This window comes from Nonomuraea terrae, from assembly GCF_044465245.1.
Taxonomy (GTDB): domain Bacteria; phylum Actinomycetota; class Actinomycetes; order Streptosporangiales; family Streptosporangiaceae; genus Nonomuraea; species Nonomuraea terrae.
Window position 1 is genome coordinate 624091 of the sequence record NZ_JBITLL010000004.1, and the last position, 16795, is coordinate 640885.

The window sequence follows — 16795 nt, forward strand, 5'->3', positions numbered from 1 at the left end:
TTCCCCTCTCACAGGCTCTTGAAGGCGCGGAGCTGGTCGGCGATGGCGCGTTCGGCGGGCAGCCGTTCCATCGAGGAGGCCCCGAAGAAACCGGCGATCCCGGTGGTGCGTTCCTGGATGAAGCGGACGTCGTCCGGCTCGGCGATGGGCCCGCCGTGGCACAGCACGATGACGTCGGGGTTCACGGCCACGGCGGCGTCGTGCATCTCCTGGACGCGTACGGCCGACTCCTCCAGGGTGAGCGCGGTCTTGGCGCCGATGCTGCCCTTGGTCGTCAGGCCCATGTGCGGCACCAGGATGTCGGCCCCCGCCTCGGCCATGGCCGTGGCCTGCTCGGGGGTGAACACGTACGGGGCGGTCAGCAGGCCGCGCTCGGCGGCCAGCCGGATCATGTCGACCTCCAGGCCGAACCCCATGCCGGTCTCCTCCAGGTTGGCCCGGAAGACGCCGTCGACGAGGCCGACGGTGGGGAAGTTCTGGACGCCGGTGAAGCCCATCCTGGCCAGCTCGTCCAGGAACTGCGGCATGAGCCGGAACGGGTCGGTGCCGCAGACCCCGGCCAGCACGGGGGTGTCCCTGACGACGGGCAGCACCTCGCCGGCCATCTCGACCACGATGGCGTTGGCGTCGCCGTACGGCAGCAGCCCGGCCAGGGAGCCGCGCCCGGCCATCCGGAACCGGCCGGAGTTGTAGATGATGATCAGGTCCACGCCGCCGGCCTCGGCCGCCTTGGCCGACAGCCCCGTGCCGGCGCCGGCCCCGATGACCAGCCGGCCCGCCTTCCGCTCGGCACGGAGCCTGCCGAGCGCCTCGTCGCGATTCATCCGGTCCCTTTCTGGATCAGTTCGTGCAGGCGTTCCGCGGCGGCGACCGCGAACCCCGGCTCGTTGACGGCCTCCTCGCTCTCCACCACCTGCACGTCGCCGCCCGCCACGGCCCGCAGCACGGCGTCGAAGCAGGCGGCGTCGGCCTCCGGGTCGTGGAACGGGCCTCCCGGGACGTCCACGGCGGACACCCCGCCGCGCGGGACGAACAGCGCGACCGGCCCGCGGGCGGCGGAGAGCTTCTCGCCGATGACGCGGCCGATCTCGGCGCACTCCGCGGGGGTGGTGCGCATCAGCGTCACGGTCGGGTTGTGCACGAGCAGCCGCCGGTCGCGGAAGCGCTCAGGGACGGTGTCCATCGGCCCGAAGTTCACCATGTCGACCGCGCCCAGGCTGACGACCTGCGGCACGCCGGCGGCGCCCGCTGCCGTCAGGCGGTCGGGGCCCGCCGACAGCACGCCGCCGACCAGTTCGTCGGCCAGCTCGGTGGTGGTCAGGTCGAGCACCCCGGCGAAGTGTCCGGCGGCGGCGAGCGCCTCCATGGCCCGCCCGCCGGAGCCGGTGGCGTGGAAGACGAGCACCTCGTAGCCGAGCTCCTCCAGCCGGGCGCGGGCGGCGTCCACGGCGGGCGTGGTGACGCCGAACATCGTGGCGGCGACCAGCGGCTTGTCCTCGCCCGCGGGCCCGGCTGCCCGGCGCTGCTCGTAGGCCGCGGCCATCGCGGCGATCGCGGCGGCGGCGTTGCCGAGGATCTGGCGGGAGATCGAGTTGACCCCGGCGATGTCGACGACGCTGTACATGAGCGTCACGTCGCTCTGCCCGACGTACGCCGAGACGTCGCCGCCCGCCATGGTGGAGACGAGCAGCTTGGGCAGCCCGACGGGCAGCACGCGCATGGCGGCGGCCGCGATCGAGGAGCCGCCGCTGCCGCCGAGCGCGAGCACGCCGCCGATCCGCCCGCGCGCGTACAGGTCGCGGGCGACGGCCGCGGCGCCTTCGCCCATCGCGCGCAGGGCGGCGCCGCGGTCTCCTGCCCGCCACAACTCCTCCAGGTCGGCCCCGCCGGCCGCGGCGACCGCTTCGGGGCCGATGTCGGCGGCGAGCGAGGCGCCGCCCATGACGCCCGCGTCGACCAGCACGACCTCCTGGCCCGCCGCCGTGACGAGGTCGCGTACGTGGGCGTACTCGCCGCCCTTGGTGTCGAAGGTCCCGAGCAACAACACGGCCATGCCTGACCACCTCTCAGAGCCCTGGTTCGCACATGGGTGCTTGCCCCGCTGTGAGCCCGGATACGCCTGGCTCAGGGCGCATGCGCCTTGATCGCCACGCTCGTGAGGGCCAGCAGCAGCTCGAGGTCGGGCTCCGCGTCGACCTGGACGGTCACCCAGGCGCCGTCGGCGCAGGGGTGGACCTGGTCGCAGGCGTCGAGGTAGGGGCCGAGGCGGCCGATGGCCGGGGCGGTCAGGCGCACCTGCACCTCGGCGGCGCCGGTCTGCCGGACGATCTCGGTGCCGCGTACGGCGAAGACCGCGCCACGCCGGGTGTCGCTCACCGCCAGCGCCGGCCACGACCGAAGCTCCGCCACCGCCCGCGCCACGTAGGGGCCCCGGCGTCCGGCGGTCCGCCGCCAGGCGGCCATCCGTGCCACACCCCCCATGCTGAGGCACGGCTCCCCTCCGCGTCACCGGCCGTTCCGCAACCGTTATCCAGGGTCAGCGGTGGATGACGCCCTCTCACTCCTTGCCGTGGGTGGGGACGATGTCGAGCTCGCGCATGCGGCGGGCGCCCCATTCCCCCAGGGCGCCGAGCGCCGTGTAGAGGGCGACGCCTTCGTCGGTCAGCTCGTACTCGACTCGGGGCGGTGACTCGTCGAACACGGTCCGGCGGACGATCCCGTCCGCCTCCAGCTCACGAAGTTGCTGGGCGAGCACCTTCTCGCTGATGCCGGGGAGGCTGCGGCGCAACTCGCCGAACCGACGCAGCCGCTCGTCCAACGCCCAGAGAATGAGCGCTTTCCACTTGCCTCCGACGACGTCCATCGCGGCGTCGACGGCACAGATGTAGGGCGGGTTGCGCATCCGCCCCATGGTAGCCGGGACACCCCGTCCCACTCGCCGATGCCCTGGTGCGGGCTCAGCCGACGGCGCGCCGCACCCGCCACAGCGAGGCGCGCAGGTGCCCGGCCAGATCCTCGGGCACGCCCGCCTCCCCGGAGGCGGAGAGCATGGTCTCCAGGCCGGGCCTGCATCGCGGGGTTGTACTCCTCCGGGACGGATTCAGCTACGTCGGCGCCGGCGACCGTGATCGGGAGCATCTGCTCCATCCACGGCTGGAGCACCTCGCGCCTGAACGTCTCCACGTCGCCGCCTTCCGCGTGGACCAGCGCCACGGCGTGGTCCGCGCCGGCGCTCATGCCGTACATGCCGCTCAGCGCGGCCATGTCGTACAGCGCCGCGCCCCCTGGGTCCTCGCCCACCCACTGCGGACGGCCGATGGCGGCGAGCACGGGAGCGGCACGGTCGAACACCTCGCGCGCACCGCTGTAGAGGATGAAGGCTCCCTCCGTCCCGATCGTCGCCGGCACGGCCATGATCCCGCCGGCGAGGAACCGCACCCCGTACCCGTCGAGCCACCCCGCGAGTTCGCGCGCCTGCCGGGCGGAGCCGCTGGTGAGGTTGACGAGCGTCCCGCCGGCCAGGTGCCGGGTGACCGGCGCCAGCGTCTCGCGGACGCTGGCGTCGTCGAGCAGGCACGCCACCGTCAGGTCGCCCGCCTCGATCGCGTCCTCCACGCTCGGCGCCTCCCGCGCACCGCGGGCGACGAGCTCGCCCGCTTTCCCGGAGGTACGGTTCCAGACCGTCACCTCGGCTCCGGCTTCGAGGAGCGCGCTCGCGAGCGCGCGGCCCATGGCTCCCAGGCCGAGGATGCTGATGTGTTCTTTCCGCGTGTTCATGCGGACCACTGTTCACTCGGGGCGGGGTGTGCCACAAGAACGCACTTCGAAGTGCGTGGTTACCTGTAGGTCAGCCCGGCCGGCAGCGACCCGAGGCGTACGGGGTTCACTGCGCGGCTTCACAAGCTGAGGGACGCGTCTTGACGGCCTCACAGTCAAGGGTTACCGTCGTCTCATAATTAAAAGGAAACTTTACTAATAGTTTCCTGGGCATCCCCTCCCCCATCACCCCCCTACGGATGTCGGAGCATCATGAGACACAGCGTCCTGAGCAAGGTCATCGCCGGGATGGCGGCGTCATTGCTGCCGCTCACCGCGGCGGTCGCCGCCCCGGCCACCGCCACCGCCTCCACCGCCGCCTCCACCAGCACCTCCACCAGCGCCGTCCAGGGCATGTTCGCCGACTGGGCACCGTGGACGTCGTACGCCGCCGGGACCCGGGTGACGTACAACGGCGTCGAGTACGAGTGCGTCCAGGCGCACACCTCGCAGCCCGGCTGGGAGCCGGCGAACGTCCCGGCCCTGTGGAAGGCCGCCACCGGCGGCGGCACGGACACCGCCGCGCCCAGCGTGCCCGGCAACCTCCGCTCCACCGGCGCGACCGGCACCAGCGTCACGCTCGCCTGGAACGCCGCCACCGACAACGTCGCCGTCACCGGCTACGAGCTCTACCGCGGCACCACCCTCGTCACCACCGTCACCGGCACCACCCACACCGACACCGGCCTGACCGCCGACACCGCCTACACCTACACCGTCCGCGCCCGCGACGCCGCCGGCAACCGCTCCGCGGCGAGCACCCCCGTCACCGCCAGGACCACCGGCGGGAACGGCGGCGGCGGTGACAAGGTGCTCGGCTACTTCGTGCAGTGGGGCGTCTACCAGCGCGGCTACCACGTCAAGAACATCGACACCAGCGGCTCCGCGGCCAAGCTGACCCACATCAACTACGCGTTCGGCAACGTCCAGAACGGGCAGTGCACGATCGGCGACAGCTACGCCGACTACGACCGCTTCTACCAGGCGAACGAGAGCGTGGACGGCGTCGCCGACACCTGGGACGCGGGCGCGCTGCGCGGCAACTTCAACCAGCTGCGCAAGCTGAAGGCCAAGCACCCGCACCTGAAGGTGCTGTTCTCCTTCGGCGGCTGGACGTGGTCCGGCGGCTTCGCCCAGGCCGCGCAGAACCCGGCCGCGTTCGCCGAGTCCTGCTACCGGCTGGTCGAGGACCCGCGCTGGGCGGACGTCTTCGACGGCATCGACATCGACTGGGAGTACCCGAACGCCTGCGGCCTGACCTGTGACACCAGCGGGCCGGCCGCGTACCGGAACCTGATGTCGGCCCTGCGCGCCCGCTTCGGCTCCGGCAACCTGGTCACCGCCGCCATCACCGCCGACGGCACGGACGGCGGCAAGATCGACGCGGCCGACTACGCCGGCGCGGCCCAGTACGTCGACTGGTACAACGTCATGACGTACGACTTCTTCGGCGCCTGGGCGCCGCAGGGCCCGACGGCGCCGCACTCGCCGCTCACGTCCTACTCGGGCATCCCGACCGCGGGCTTCCACTCCGACAGCGCGATCCAGAAGCTCAAGAGCAAGGGCGTGCCGGCCGGCAAGCTGCTGCTCGGGATCGGCTTCTACGGCCGCGGCTGGACGGGCGTCACGCAGGCCGCGCCCGGCGGCACGGCCACGGGCCCGGCGCCGGGGACGTACGAGCAGGGCATCGAGGACTACAAGGTGCTCAAGACACGCTGCCCGGCCACCGGCACGGTCGCGGGCACCGCGTACGCGCACTGCGGCAACCAGTGGTGGAGCTACGACACGCCGGCCACGATCGGCGGCAAGATGGGCTACGCGCGGGACCAGGGCCTCGGTGGCGCCTTCTTCTGGGAGCTCAGCGGCGACACCACGAACGCCGAACTCCTCACGGCCATGGAGAACGGCCTGAGCTGACCCGGCGGACGGCCGGCCCTCCGCGCGGGAGGGCCGGCCTTCCCGGTCACAGGGAGCCGAGCTCGTCCATCTGCTCCGGTGTCAGCGACACGGTGGAGGCGGCCAGGTTCTCCTCCAGGTGGGCGACGGACGAGGTGCCGGGGATCGGCATGGTCACCGGCGAGTGGGCCAGCAGCCAGGCCAGGCTGACCTGGGCGGGCGTGGCGCCGAGGTCCTTGGCGACGTGCTCCACCGGGCTGCCGGGCCCGGCCAGGGAGCCCTTGCCGATCGGGCTGTACGGGATGAACGCGATGCCCTCCCGCCCGCAGTGCTCCAGCACGCCCTCGGAGGCCCGGTTGGTGAGGTTGTAGCGGTTCTGCACGCTGACGATCTCGGCGACGCGCCGGGCCTGTTCCAGCTGCTCGACGCTCACCTCCGACAGGCCGATGGCGGCGATCTTGCCCTCGTCCTGGAGTGCCTGGAGCTCGCCGACCTGGTCCTCCAGCGGCACCTCGGGGTCGACGCGGTGCAGCTGGAGCAGGTCGAGCCGCTCCACGCCGAGCCGGCGCAGGCTCATCTCGACCTCCTGCCGCAGGTACGCGGGCCGTCCCACCGCGTGCCACTCACCCGGCCCGGTGCGCACGAACCCGGCCTTGGTCGCGATCAGCAACCCCTCCGGGTAAGGGTGCAGCGCCTCACGGATGATCTCCTCGCTGACGTAGGGCCCGTACGAGTCGGCCGTGTCGATGAGGTCGACGCCGAGCTCGACGACCCGGCGCAGGACCCGCAGGGCCTCGTCGTGGTCGCGCGGCGGCCCCCACACTCCCGGCCCGGTGAGGCTCATGGCCCCGAACCCGAGGCGGTGCACCGTCTTGCCGGCGATGGTGAGCGTGCCCGTGGACGCCAGATCTATGGACATGGGGTTCCCCGTTTCGTACGCGGATGCGGGCCGTTTCCGGTCCGTGATGTAACGGATATGCGGTTCAATCTTCCCTATTTCCCCATTGATGAATACGTTTCCGCCTACGCGCGCTTTTATGACCTGGGTCACCCTCCACTTTGAGGAGCAACCATGCGTTCCCGACTGCGCAAGGGCGTACTCGGCGCCATCACCGCCGTGGCCGTCGCGGTGTCGCCGCTGGCCTTCACCGGCACGGCGAGCGCCGCCCCCAACAACAACTCCGTCCGCAAGCTGGTCAAGGCCGTCCAAGGCGAGAACGTCAAGAAGCACCTGAAGGCGTTACAGGCCATCGCCACCGCCAACGGCGGAACCCGCGTGTCGGGCACCCCCGGATACGACGCCTCCCGCGACTACGTGGCCCGCAAGCTGCGCGCCGCCGGGTACGACGTGACGATCCAGCCCTTCGAGTTCACCTTCAGCGGTTACGTCACCCCGCCCGTGCTGCGGCAGAACAGCCCGGCGCAGAAGACGTACACGTACGGCTTCTTCGCCGACTACGTGGCGATGGCCGAATCCCCCGAGGGGTCGGTCACCGGCACCGTCCAGGCCGTGGACCTCACGTTGCCGCCGGGGCCGGAGAACAGCTCGACCTCGGGCTGCGAGACGAGCGACTTCGACGGCTTCGTGGCCGGGAACATCGCGCTCATGCAGCGCGGCGTCTGCAACTTCCGCGTCAAGGTGGACAACGCCATGGCCGCCGGAGCCTCTGCCGTCATCATCTTCAACGAGGGCCAGACCGGGCGTACCGAGGTGGACCTCAACCCGTCGCTCGGCGGGCCGGGCGTGACCGTTCCCTCGTTCTTCGCCAGCTTCGCGGTCGGCCAGGAGCTCGCCGCCGCACCCGGCACCACGGTCACGATGAACTGGGACCCGATCGTGGAGCAGCGGACCACGTACAACGTGATCGCCGAGAGCAGGAAGGGCGACCCGGACAACGTGGTCATGCTCGGCGCGCACCTCGACAGCGTCCAGGAGGGGCCCGGCATCAACGACAACGGCTCCGGCAGCGCGGGCATCCTCGAGGTCGCCCTGCAACTCGCCAAGACCAAGCCGAAGAACCAGATGCGCTTCGCGTTCTGGGGCGCGGAGGAGTTCGGCCTGCTGGGCTCCGACCACTACGTGGCCACCCTCTCGGAGGAGGAGCGGGCCGAGATCGCGCTGTACCTGAACTTCGACATGATCGCCTCGCCGAACTACACGTTCGGGATCTACGACGGTGACGGTGACGCGTTCGGCACCTCCGGGCCTGCCGGGTCGGACGTGATCGAGGAGGACTTCGAGAAGTTCTTCGCCGGGCGCGGGCTGCCGTACACGGCGACGGCGTTCACCGGGCGCTCCGACTACGGACCGTTCATCGCGGTCGGGATCCCGTCGGGCGGCCTGTTCACCGGGGCGGAGGTGCTCAAGACCGAGGAAGAGGCCGAGATCTTCGGCGGCACCGCCGGCATCCCGCTCGACCCGTGCTACCACAGCGTCTGCGACACCATCCAGAACATCAACGACCACGCCCTGGACGTGAACTCCGACGCGATCGCCACCCTGGCGGGCACGTACGCCTTCGACACGGGCACCATCGGCGCCGGCGCCCCCGCCCAGCGAGCCGCCAAGTCCGCCACCGCCCACTCCCACACCCACGGGCCCGCCCCCGCCACCAGCTGAGCGGGCGCTGAGGGGCCGGCCCGCACGGCGTCGTCCTTGATGTGCGGAGGGTGGGTGGCCGACCACCCACCCTCATGGCGGCGCCCCGTACCCCTTCCCCAGGGGACGGGCCGCCCTGTGCGGCGGGCGGCGCCGAAGTCACATCCGCTCTTCCCCCAAGGGGCGGGGTTGGTGGCCGTAGCGGACGGGTTTCGGGCCGTCGAGGCGCACTTTGGGGTCGGTCATCGCCTGGGTGCGGCCCGGCCGGGGTAGCGCGGGGTCGATGGCGGGAGTCGGTTCGCCTGCCGCGACGATGCGGTGCACCAGACGTTCGCGTAGGTTCGCGGCGAGTTGGGCGTGCGAGGGGTAGCCCGCGAGGTTGACCAGTTCGTACGGGTCGTGTTCCAGGTCGTAGAGGGCCTGCTCGCGGTAGCGGAGGGCGGCCGGCTGGTCCCAGGGGTCGGCGTCCTCGGCCACGGCGTAGTACTTCCAGCGCGCCGTACGGATGCCGCGACCCACCTCCGACTCGCTCACCTGGAAGAACACCTCCTCCGGCCAGTCGGCACGGGAGTCGCGCACCACCGGCAGGAACGACCGGCCCTGCATCTCGTCCGGGACGGGCAGCCCGGCGGCGTCCAGCAGCGTCGGCGGCAGGTCGAGCGTGCTGACCGGCCGCGAGATCGCCCCGCCCCCGTCGAACCCGGGCCCGCGCAGCGCCAGCGGCACCCGCAGCGAGGCGTCGTGGCAGGAGCGCTTGTACTCGCCGTTGCGGGTCTTGAAGTGGTTGCCGTGGTCGGAGGTGTACGCCACGATCGTGTCGTCCAGCAGGTCCATGCTGCGCAGTGCGTCGAGCAGCCGGCCGAGCCCCTCGTCCAGGCGCTTGATCTGCCCGAGGTAGCCGGCCATGTGCTGGTGCGCCGTACCGCCGAGGGCGGCGAGGTCCGGCGGCATCCACCGCCCCCTGTAGCGCTCCTCGTAGCCGTCGGGCGCCGGGTAGTCGTCCACCTCGTTCTGGTGGTGCGGCTCCAGCAGCGACAGGAACAGGTAGAACGGCTCGTCCGCGTGGTCGGCGACGAACCGCACGGCCGCGTCGAAGAGCGCGTCGGACCGGTAACCCGGCAGCAGCACGGGGTCGTTCGCCTCGTCGAAGACGATCGTGCGGTACGCGTCCGAGGTGTGCTCCAGCGTGTTGGCCGCCAGCCACGACCGGTAGCCGCCGCGCTCGTCCTCGGGGACGGGGTCGCCACTGGCCAGGTGCCACTTGCCGATGTAGCCGGTGGCGTAGCCGGCCGCGCCGAAGTGGTGCGCCAGCGTGCGCTCCTCGCGGGGCAGGACGCGGCCGTTGCGGTGCACGCCGGTCGTGGTCGCGTAGCGGCCCGTCTGCAGCGCGGCACGGGCGGGCGCGCACACCGGCTGCGGGGTGATCGCGACCGTGGCCTGCGTACCGTTTCGGGCCATTCTGTCGAGGTTCGGAGTGAGGGGGCCGACGGTGTCCCACCGCTGCTGGTCGGTGAAGACGACGATCACGTTCGGGCGCAAAAGGAAATCTCCCATCGAAGCTGACTATTTGAGACCGGTCAGTGCGATCCCGCGGACGAAGTATCTCTGGGTCAGGACGAACAGCACGGCGGTGGGCACGAAGAGGATCACCGACCCGGCGGCCGTCAGGTGCCACAGCGTGAAGTACTCCTGGTTGAACAGCGTGAGCCCGACCGGGATGGTCCGCATCTCGGGCGTGCTCGTGGCGACCAGCGGCCACAGGAACTCGTTCCACTGGAAGACGAACGTGAACAGCGCCAGCACCGCCAGCGCCGGCCGGGTCTGCGGCAGGATGATCCGCCGGTAGATGGCCAGCTCGGAGGCCCCGTCGATGCGGGCGGCGCTGATCAGGTCGTCGGGGATCGGCTGGATGAACTGCCGCATCAGGAAGATCCCGAACGCGTCCATGAGGAACGGCGTGATCAGCCCCTGGTACGTGTCCAGCCACCCCATGTTGGCCATCAGCACGTACAGCGGGATCATCCGCACGAAGAACGGCACCATCAGCGTGGCCAGCAGCGCCACGAAGAGGGTGTTGCGCAGCGGGAACCGGAACTTCGCGAAGACGTACCCGACGAGCGGGTCGAAGATCAGGTGCGCCAGCGTGATGGCCCCGGCCACGATCAGGCTGTTGACGATGAAGTTGCCGAAGGGCGCGCGGGTGAACAGCTCGGCGTAGTTGCCCCACTGCGGCGACTCGGGCCAGACCACGGCGTCGGGCGACAGCGTCTCGGCCTCGGTCTGCAGCGACAGCGAGACCATGTAGAGCAGCGGCAGGACGGTCACCAGCGACGCCAGCGTCAGCAGCCCGTAGAGCAGCGATTTCCGCACCATCAGTACGTGACCTCCCCGCGCCGCCCGGCCCGCAGCTGGATCACCGTGAACGCGACGATCACGATCAGCAGCAGCACCGACTGAGCCGAGGAATAGCCGAAGTCCCTGGTGCGGAAGGCGACGTTGAAGATGTGGAAGACCAGCAGGTCGGTCGCGTCACCGGGCCCGCCGTTGGTGATGATGTACGCCTGCCCGAACGCCTGCAGCCCCGAGATGACGGCCATCACGGACACGAACAGCGTGGTCGGCGCCAGCAGTGGCAGCGTGATCCGCCAGAACCGCCGCCAGGCGTCCGCCCCGTCGATCTTGGCGGCCTCGTAGTACGTCTCCGGGATGCCCTGCAGCCCGGCCAGGAAGAGCACCATCGTGTAGCCCACGCTCTGCCACAGCGTGACGGCGGCGATCGTGAGCAGCGGCGCGGTGTTGAGCCACTGCTGCCCGGGCAGCCCGGCCGCCATCAGCATCCGGTTGAGGATGCCCAGCTCCGGATCCAGGATGTTGCGCCAGAGCAACCCGACGATCGCCACCGACGTCAGGTACGGCACCAGCAGCAGCACCCGGAAGGCCACCCGTCCCCGAAGCGGCTGGTTGAGCGCCAGCGCCAGGACCAGCCCGAGCACGATCGACCCGACGACCTCCGCCACGGAGAACGCCAGCGTGACCAGGAACGAGTGCGCCACGGCCGGGTCGGCCAGCGCCTGGGCGTAGTTGCCGAACCCGGCCCACTGGTCGGCCTGCGGGCCGGTGCGCAGGCTGGTCGCCACCACATTGCCGATCGGCAGGTAGAACATGAGAGCGAAGAAGAGGATCGCCGGCAGCAGGAAGAGGTAGGCGGTCCTCGCGTACCGTCCGGAGAGGGTGGCCGGCCTCAGGCGAGGCATCCTCATTTGAGGAAGCCCTCCGCCGCCTTGGTGAACGCCTCGAGCGCCTCGGCGGCCGGCTCGTTCTGGATGATCACCTGCTGGTACATCAGCTTGAGCTGCTCGTCCCACCTGCCGAGCTGGCCGGTCAGGCGCACCTCCTGGGTGGAGTCCTTGGCGATGGGCAGCGCGTCGGCGAAGACCTTGATCTGCTCGTGCGACTGCACTTCGGGCAGCTTCGTCCAGGAGACGCGGGGCATGAGCATGCCGGTCTCCTTGGTGGCGGCCTGCTCCACCTCCAGGGCGGTGATGCGTTTGATGAAGTCCCACGACAGCTCGGGTCTGGCCGCCTTGGCGGGCACGAACATGCTGACGCCCGCGGCCTGCGTGGCGTGCACCTTGTTCTTCAGCGGCGCGGCGATGCCCAGCTCCAGGTCGGGGGCGGTCTTCGTGATCGGGTCGAGGTCCCAGGGGCCGGTGAAGATCATCGCGGCGCGCTTGGCGGCGAACAGTTTCTGCGGGCCCGAGTAGACCGTGCTCGACACCGGCACGGGCGCGGCCTTGTGCTTGTGGATCAGGTCGGCCTGGAACTGCATGGCGGCGATGGCGTCCGCCCGCGGCTCCATGATCGCGCCGGTCTCGCGGTTGTACGGGGTGACGCCGGCCTGCACCAGCCACGGGTGGACGTAGGTGTAGTCCTGGTTGAGCGCGGCGCCGTACACGCCGTCCTTGGTGAGCGCGCGGGCGGCGTCGAGGAACTCCTCCCAGGTGGTGGGCACCTCCAGCCCCGCGTCCCTGAGCATGCCCTTGTTGTAGAGCAGGGTGTTGCAGGTCAGGTGGAGCTGCACCCCGTACACCTTGCCCTGGTACGAGTTGCGCTCGACGGTGATCGGCTGCCAGTCGGACGGGAAACCCATCGCCGCGCCGTCGCGGTCGACGAAGTCCTGCAGCGAGCGGGCGTTGCCGGAGATGGCGAACTCCTGCACCCACCCGCCGGGCTCCTCCACCAGGTCCGGCACGGTGCCGGAGGCGAAGTCGGCCAGCAGCCGGGTGCGCAGGTCGGGCCACTGGTACTTCTGCAGGTTGACCTTGACCTTGTTGGCCTGCTCGAACTCGGCGATCACCTTGCGGTAGGCCTGGTAGTCGTGGCCGGCGTTCCAGTAGACGGTGAACGTCCCCGGCGCGGCACTGCTCTGCGTGGTCGGCGCGCCCGCGCAGGCGGACAGGACCGGCATTGCGGCGGCCGCTCCGGCCAGGCGGAACATGTCACGGCGGGAGAGCGGGGCAGGGCGTGAGGGGTGGGGAGACATCTCGTTTTCCCTTCTAGGACGAGCCTCGCCGGACGAGGGTCCAGGAGCGGACGATCTCGCGGGCGGGAGGCGGCTCCTCGGCCTGGAGGCGGTCGAAGAGCAGGCCGACGACGTCGGTGTAGTCGTGCCGGAGCGGGCCGACGGTGCTGAGCTGGGGCTTGGTGATGAGACCTTCGTCGATGTTGCCGACGCCGACGATCGCGACGTCGCCGGGCACGCTCAGCCCGAGGTCCCTGGCCGCCCAGATCGCGCTGATCGCGGCCCGGTCGGAGGCGGCGAAGATCGCGTCGGGGCGTTCGGGTGAGCTGAGCAGGTCGGTCGCGGTCTGGTACGCCGCCACGCGGTCGTCGGCCCCCGCGGTGACGATCCGCTGGTCCGCGCCGTGCCGCTCCAGGGCGGTGGTGTAGCCGAGCAGGCGTCCCGTGGGGCGGTCGCGGTAGACCTCGTGCCGGTGTCCCATGAACGCGATGCGCCGCCGTCCCCCGGCCAGCAGGTGCTCGACCGCCTCGGCGGACGCCTCCACCTCCGGGGTGCGGACGACGTCGCAACCTTCGAGCCCGCTGTCGTTGCTCAGCACCACCATCGGCAGCCCGGTGGCGGCCAGCCCGGCGAGCAGGTCGTGGGCGAGGTGGTCGCCGACCACGTTGATCAGCGCGCCGTCGGCGATGCCGCCGCGCAGCACGTCGATGGCGGCCTTGGCGCGGGCCTCGTTGTAGACGGCGAGCGTGACCACGGAGTAGCCCCGGGCGTCGGCCATCTCGTGCAGGTCGGTGGCCAGCCGCTGGTCGGTGGGGACGCCGCCGAGGGTGCTGAGCACGAGGCCGATCCGCTGGGTGCGGCGCTTGCGCAGGCTCCTGGCCGCCTGGTTGGGGGTGTAGCCGAGCTGCCTGGCGGCGTCGAGCACCCGTTTCCTGGTCTCGGCGGCCACCGGACGGTCGCGGCCGCTGAGCACGTAGGAGACGGTCGCCACCGACACGTTCGCCAGTTCGGCCACTTGTCGCGCTGTTGGTCTCATGTTAGTCGAATAACCTAGCATTCCCTACTGGGATATGGGGTAAATATCCGGCGTTGATCTCGGCCGGCGATCAAGGGTATGGAGGATCTTCACGGCGTCACCCTTGGCGGGTGTTAATCGATTAACACACCATATTTCTCACTTCACGGCGGATCAATAGGTGAGCCGGGCCCCTTTTCACCCCCTCCGGGAGGCTCGCCCAGAACGCCGGGCGTAGGCTGTTCTGACCCAATGGAGTCACGGGGAGGGGTGGCCATCGGCGGCTGGTTCCTTCGCCCTCCACCCCCCGACCCGCTCCGGCTGCCGGCGACGCGACCCCGTGGCCGCGGAACGGCGCCCGAGCGGGCACATCAGACGCGGCAGCACCCCGAGATGTTCGCGGAAAGGGGACCGCGATGACGCGGTTGACTGTCAACGGCACACCCATGGAGGCCGTCTCCGACCCCGGCACGCCGCTGCTCGACGTGCTGCGCGGCGAGATGGGCCTGACCGGCACCCGCTTCGGGTGCGGGCTGGAGGCGTGCGGGGCCTGTTTCGTGCTGCTCGACGGGCAGCCGGTGGCCTCCTGCACCACCCCGCTGTCGGTCGCCGAAGGGCGTGACGTCGTGACGATCGAGGGGCTCGCTCCGGGGGACGAGCTCCATCCGGTGCAGCAGGCGATCCTGGACGAGCAGGCCGGGCAGTGCGGCTTCTGCCTGTCGGGGATCATGGTCAGCGCCGCCGCCCTGCTGGCCCGCGATCCGCACCCCGACGAGGAGGCCGTGGTGGCCGCGCTCGACCGCAACCTGTGCCGGTGCGGCGTCCACCGCCGCGTGGTCCGCGCCGTGCTGAAGGCGGCCGGGCAGGTGACCCGATGAACGAGCAGCTGACGGAGCGCGTCTCGATCGGTCCCGACGGCGTGATCTGCGTGGTCGCCGGCAAGGTGGAGCTCGGCCAGGGGGTGCTCACGGCACTGGCCCAGATCGCCGCCGACGCGCTCGGCGCGGACCTGGCGCAGGTGCGGATGGTGGCCGCCCGTACCGACGGAGGGCCCGACGAGGGGCTCACGGCGGGCAGCCTGTCGATCCAGCGCGCGGGCCCGCCGCTGCGCGAGGCGTGCGCGCGCGTGCGCGCCGCCTGCGCCGCCGAGGCCGCCCGCCGCTGGGGCGTCTCCCCCGGAGAGGTGACGGTACGGCGCGGCGAGTTCCGCTCGGGCGACCTGACGGCGACGTACGCCGACCTGGCCAAGGCCGTCGACGTCCCTGTCGAGGAGACGCCCGCCGCGACCGGGACCGCGCAGAGCGTGTACGTGGGCACCAGCGTGCCCCGGCTGGACCTGCCCGACAAGGTGGCCGGGCGGCCCCGGTTCATCCAGGACCTGCGCCTGCCCGGCCAGCTCTACGGCCGGGTCCTGCGCCCGCCCTCCCCCGGCGCGCGGCTGTCCCGGCTGTCGCCGCCGCCGGAGGACCTGCGCGTCGTGCGCGACGGCTCCTTCCTCGGCGTGCTGGGCGAGTCCGAGGCGGCGGCCGACCGGGCGCTCGGGCGGCTGCGCCGGCTGGCCGCATGGGACGAGCACGACACCCTGCCCGACGAGCGCGACCTGCGCACGTTCCTGCGGGCGGGCCCGCACGAGACGATCCCCGTGTGCGTCGCGGACGGCGAGCCGCCCGGCGGAGAGGTGATCGCGGCGACCTACAGCAGGCCGTTCCTGGCGCACGCCTCGATCGCGCCGAGCTGCGCCGCCGCCCGCTGGAACGCCGACGGGACGCTGGAGGTCTGGACCCACTCCCAGGGCGTCTACCTGCTGCGCCGCGCGCTGGCCGAGGTGCTCGGCCTGGACGTTGAGCACCTCGCGGTGCGCCACGTCGAGGGCGCCGGCTGCTACGGGCACAACGGCGCCGACGACGTGGCGCTCGACGCCGCCCTGCTGGCCCGCGAGTCCGACGGCCGGCCGGTGCACGTGCGGTGGAGCCGGGAGGACGAGCTGACCTGGGCGCCGTTCGGCTCGGCCATGTCGGCGGACGTGTCGGCGGTGGTGGACGAGGCCGGGTCGGTGCGCTCCTGGCAGTACGACGTGTGGAGCCAGGGCCACATCAGCCGCCCGACCTACGGCGGCCGGCCCGGCCTGCTCGCCGGCGCCCACCTGGAGCGGCCGTGGACGTACGGGGCGGCCGGTGACCCGCCCCCGCAGGCTGGATGGGGGTCGGCGCGCAACGCGGAGCCGATCTACGACTTCCCGCGCACCCAGGTCACCGGCCACCGCCTGACCGAGACGCCGATCCGGTCGTCGGCGCTGCGCTCGCTCGGGGCGTTCATGAACGTCTTCGCCATCGAGTCGTTCATGGACGAGCTGGCCCTGGCCGCCGGGCGCGACCCGCTGGAGTACCGGCTGGACCACCTGAGCGACCCGCGCGCCCGTGAGGTGCTGCGGCGGGCCGCCGACGCGGCCGGCTGGGGGCGGCCGGGGCTCGGCATCGGGTTCGCCCGTTACAAGGGGTACGGCGCCTACTGCGCCGCCGTCGCGGAGATCGAGGCCGACTACGACGTGCGCGTGCGCCGGCTGACCCTCGCCGTGGACGTCGGTCAGGTCGTCAACCCCGACGGGGTGCGCAACCAGATCGAGGGCGGCGCCGTGCAGGCGACGAGCTGGACGCTGAAGGAACGCGTGCGCTTCGACCGGCGCGCGATCACCAGCCGCGACTGGGAGAGCTACCCGATCCTGCGCTTCAGCGAGACGCCGGAGGTCGTGGTGGAGCTGGTCGAGCACCCGGGTACGCCGTCGGTGGGCTCGGGCGAGGCGGCCCAGGGCCCGGTGGCCGCCGCGATCGCCAACGCCGTCGCCGCCTCGATCGAGGTCCGCGTCCGCGACCTGCCCATCACCCGGGACGCCATCATCGGCGCCATCGGCTGACGACCGCGTGGCGTCCTGATCCTTCGATCACTCTCC

At 71.5% G+C, this 16795-nt stretch carries 14 protein-coding genes and 1 pseudogene; 4 read left to right on the forward strand and 11 right to left on the reverse strand.

Translation table 11 applies throughout. The features are described from left to right. Positions 1–8: 8 nt before the first annotated feature. From ACIBP6_RS21170 to ACIBP6_RS21190, 5 genes and pseudogenes are all read right to left on the reverse strand, one after another. A complete protein-coding gene (locus ACIBP6_RS21170) occupies positions 9–824 on the reverse strand; it encodes a phosphoenolpyruvate hydrolase family protein (RefSeq protein ID WP_397054521.1) in 816 nt (271 codons plus the stop codon). Continuing rightward, complete coding sequence (locus tag ACIBP6_RS21175; protein ID WP_397054523.1) at positions 821–2053, reverse strand: Tm-1-like ATP-binding domain-containing protein; 1233 nt, start codon at positions 2051–2053, stop codon at positions 821–823. Before ACIBP6_RS21175 ends, ACIBP6_RS21170 begins: the two co-directional genes overlap by 4 nt. A gap of 71 nt (positions 2054–2124) precedes the next feature. Then, a complete protein-coding gene (locus tag ACIBP6_RS21180) occupies positions 2125–2463 on the reverse strand; it encodes a luciferase domain-containing protein (protein WP_397055375.1) in 339 nt (112 codons plus the stop codon). Between the two features lie 94 nt (positions 2464–2557). Further along, on the reverse strand, positions 2558–2911 hold the full coding sequence (locus ACIBP6_RS21185; protein WP_397054525.1) for a winged helix-turn-helix transcriptional regulator: 354 nt from the start codon (positions 2909–2911) through the stop codon (positions 2558–2560). Positions 2912–3183: 272 nt separating this feature from the next. Next, a pseudogene (locus ACIBP6_RS21190) lies at positions 3184–3777 on the reverse strand (NAD(P)-dependent oxidoreductase); the annotation flags it as partial. A gap of 252 nt (positions 3778–4029) precedes the next feature. On the opposite strand from ACIBP6_RS21190, the gene ACIBP6_RS21195 reads away from it, so the two are divergent. Further along, entirely contained in the window at positions 4030–5733 is a 1704-nt protein-coding gene (locus ACIBP6_RS21195) for a glycosyl hydrolase family 18 protein (protein WP_397054527.1), read from the forward strand. A 46-nt stretch (positions 5734–5779) separates the two neighbouring features. Here ACIBP6_RS21195 and ACIBP6_RS21200 read toward each other — a convergent pair whose 3' ends face one another. Then, positions 5780–6631, reverse strand: coding sequence for an aldo/keto reductase (locus ACIBP6_RS21200; protein WP_397054529.1), 852 nt, complete (start codon positions 6629–6631; stop codon positions 5780–5782). A gap of 153 nt (positions 6632–6784) precedes the next feature. Between ACIBP6_RS21200 and ACIBP6_RS21205 the strand changes: the two genes are divergently transcribed. Continuing rightward, positions 6785–8332: a M28 family metallopeptidase gene (locus tag ACIBP6_RS21205; RefSeq protein ID WP_397054531.1), complete on the forward strand. Its 1548-nt coding sequence runs from the start codon at positions 6785–6787 to the stop codon at positions 8330–8332. Between the two features lie 138 nt (positions 8333–8470). Here the strand turns inward: ACIBP6_RS21205 and ACIBP6_RS21210 are convergent, their stop codons facing one another. The 5 genes from ACIBP6_RS21210 to ACIBP6_RS21230 are packed head-to-tail and all read right to left on the reverse strand — an operon-like array spanning position 8471 to position 13869. Then, complete coding sequence (locus ACIBP6_RS21210) at positions 8471–9865, reverse strand: sulfatase-like hydrolase/transferase (protein WP_397054533.1); 1395 nt, start codon at positions 9863–9865, stop codon at positions 8471–8473. Between the two features lie 9 nt (positions 9866–9874). Beyond that, a complete protein-coding gene (locus ACIBP6_RS21215; RefSeq protein ID WP_132623607.1) occupies positions 9875–10684 on the reverse strand; it encodes a carbohydrate ABC transporter permease in 810 nt (269 codons plus the stop codon). Further along, complete coding sequence (locus ACIBP6_RS21220; protein ID WP_397054536.1) at positions 10684–11571, reverse strand: carbohydrate ABC transporter permease; 888 nt, start codon at positions 11569–11571, stop codon at positions 10684–10686. Before ACIBP6_RS21220 ends, ACIBP6_RS21215 begins: the two co-directional genes overlap by 1 nt. After that, positions 11568–12854, reverse strand: a complete 1287-nt coding sequence (locus ACIBP6_RS21225) for an ABC transporter substrate-binding protein (protein WP_397054538.1) — start codon at positions 12852–12854, stop codon at positions 11568–11570. The genes ACIBP6_RS21220 and ACIBP6_RS21225 overlap by 4 nt, the downstream gene beginning before the upstream one ends. Before the next feature lie 13 nt (positions 12855–12867). Next, positions 12868–13869: a LacI family DNA-binding transcriptional regulator gene (locus ACIBP6_RS21230; protein WP_397054540.1), complete on the reverse strand. Its 1002-nt coding sequence runs from the start codon at positions 13867–13869 to the stop codon at positions 12868–12870. 395 nt (positions 13870–14264) lie between these two features. Between ACIBP6_RS21230 and ACIBP6_RS21235 the strand changes: the two genes are divergently transcribed. Continuing rightward, positions 14265–14726, forward strand: coding sequence for a (2Fe-2S)-binding protein (locus ACIBP6_RS21235; RefSeq protein ID WP_397054542.1), 462 nt, complete (start codon positions 14265–14267; stop codon positions 14724–14726). After that, a complete protein-coding gene (locus ACIBP6_RS21240; protein WP_397054544.1) occupies positions 14723–16759 on the forward strand; it encodes a xanthine dehydrogenase family protein molybdopterin-binding subunit in 2037 nt (678 codons plus the stop codon). Before ACIBP6_RS21235 ends, ACIBP6_RS21240 begins: the two co-directional genes overlap by 4 nt. Positions 16760–16795 lie beyond the last annotated feature (36 nt).

Bases quoted from the DNA above. Each gene is read 5' to 3' on its own strand.
- ACIBP6_RS21210 (WP_397054533.1), bottom strand. From the start codon at position 9,865: ATGGGAGATTTCCTTTTGCGCCCGAACGTGATCGTCGTCTTCACCGAC.
- ACIBP6_RS21215 (WP_132623607.1), bottom strand. From the start codon at position 10,684: ATGGTGCGGAAATCGCTGCTCTACGGGCTGCTGACGCTGGCGTCGCTG.
- ACIBP6_RS21170 (WP_397054521.1), bottom strand. From the start codon at position 824: ATGAATCGCGACGAGGCGCTCGGCAGGCTCCGTGCCGAGCGGAAGGCG.
- ACIBP6_RS21225 (WP_397054538.1), bottom strand. From the start codon at position 12,854: ATGTCTCCCCACCCCTCACGCCCTGCCCCGCTCTCCCGCCGTGACATG.
- ACIBP6_RS21205 (WP_397054531.1), top strand. From the start codon at position 6,785: ATGCGTTCCCGACTGCGCAAGGGCGTACTCGGCGCCATCACCGCCGTG.
- ACIBP6_RS21200 (WP_397054529.1), bottom strand. From the start codon at position 6,631: ATGTCCATAGATCTGGCGTCCACGGGCACGCTCACCATCGCCGGCAAG.
- ACIBP6_RS21195 (WP_397054527.1), top strand. From the start codon at position 4,030: ATGAGACACAGCGTCCTGAGCAAGGTCATCGCCGGGATGGCGGCGTCA.
- ACIBP6_RS21175 (WP_397054523.1), bottom strand. From the start codon at position 2,053: ATGGCCGTGTTGTTGCTCGGGACCTTCGACACCAAGGGCGGCGAGTAC.
- ACIBP6_RS21180 (WP_397055375.1), bottom strand. From the start codon at position 2,463: ATGGCCGCCTGGCGGCGGACCGCCGGACGCCGGGGCCCCTACGTGGCG.
- ACIBP6_RS21235 (WP_397054542.1), top strand. From the start codon at position 14,265: ATGACGCGGTTGACTGTCAACGGCACACCCATGGAGGCCGTCTCCGAC.
- ACIBP6_RS21220 (WP_397054536.1), bottom strand. From the start codon at position 11,571: ATGAGGATGCCTCGCCTGAGGCCGGCCACCCTCTCCGGACGGTACGCG.
- ACIBP6_RS21240 (WP_397054544.1), top strand. From the start codon at position 14,723: ATGAACGAGCAGCTGACGGAGCGCGTCTCGATCGGTCCCGACGGCGTG.
- ACIBP6_RS21230 (WP_397054540.1), bottom strand. From the start codon at position 13,869: ATGAGACCAACAGCGCGACAAGTGGCCGAACTGGCGAACGTGTCGGTG.
- ACIBP6_RS21185 (WP_397054525.1), bottom strand. From the start codon at position 2,911: ATGGGGCGGATGCGCAACCCGCCCTACATCTGTGCCGTCGACGCCGCG.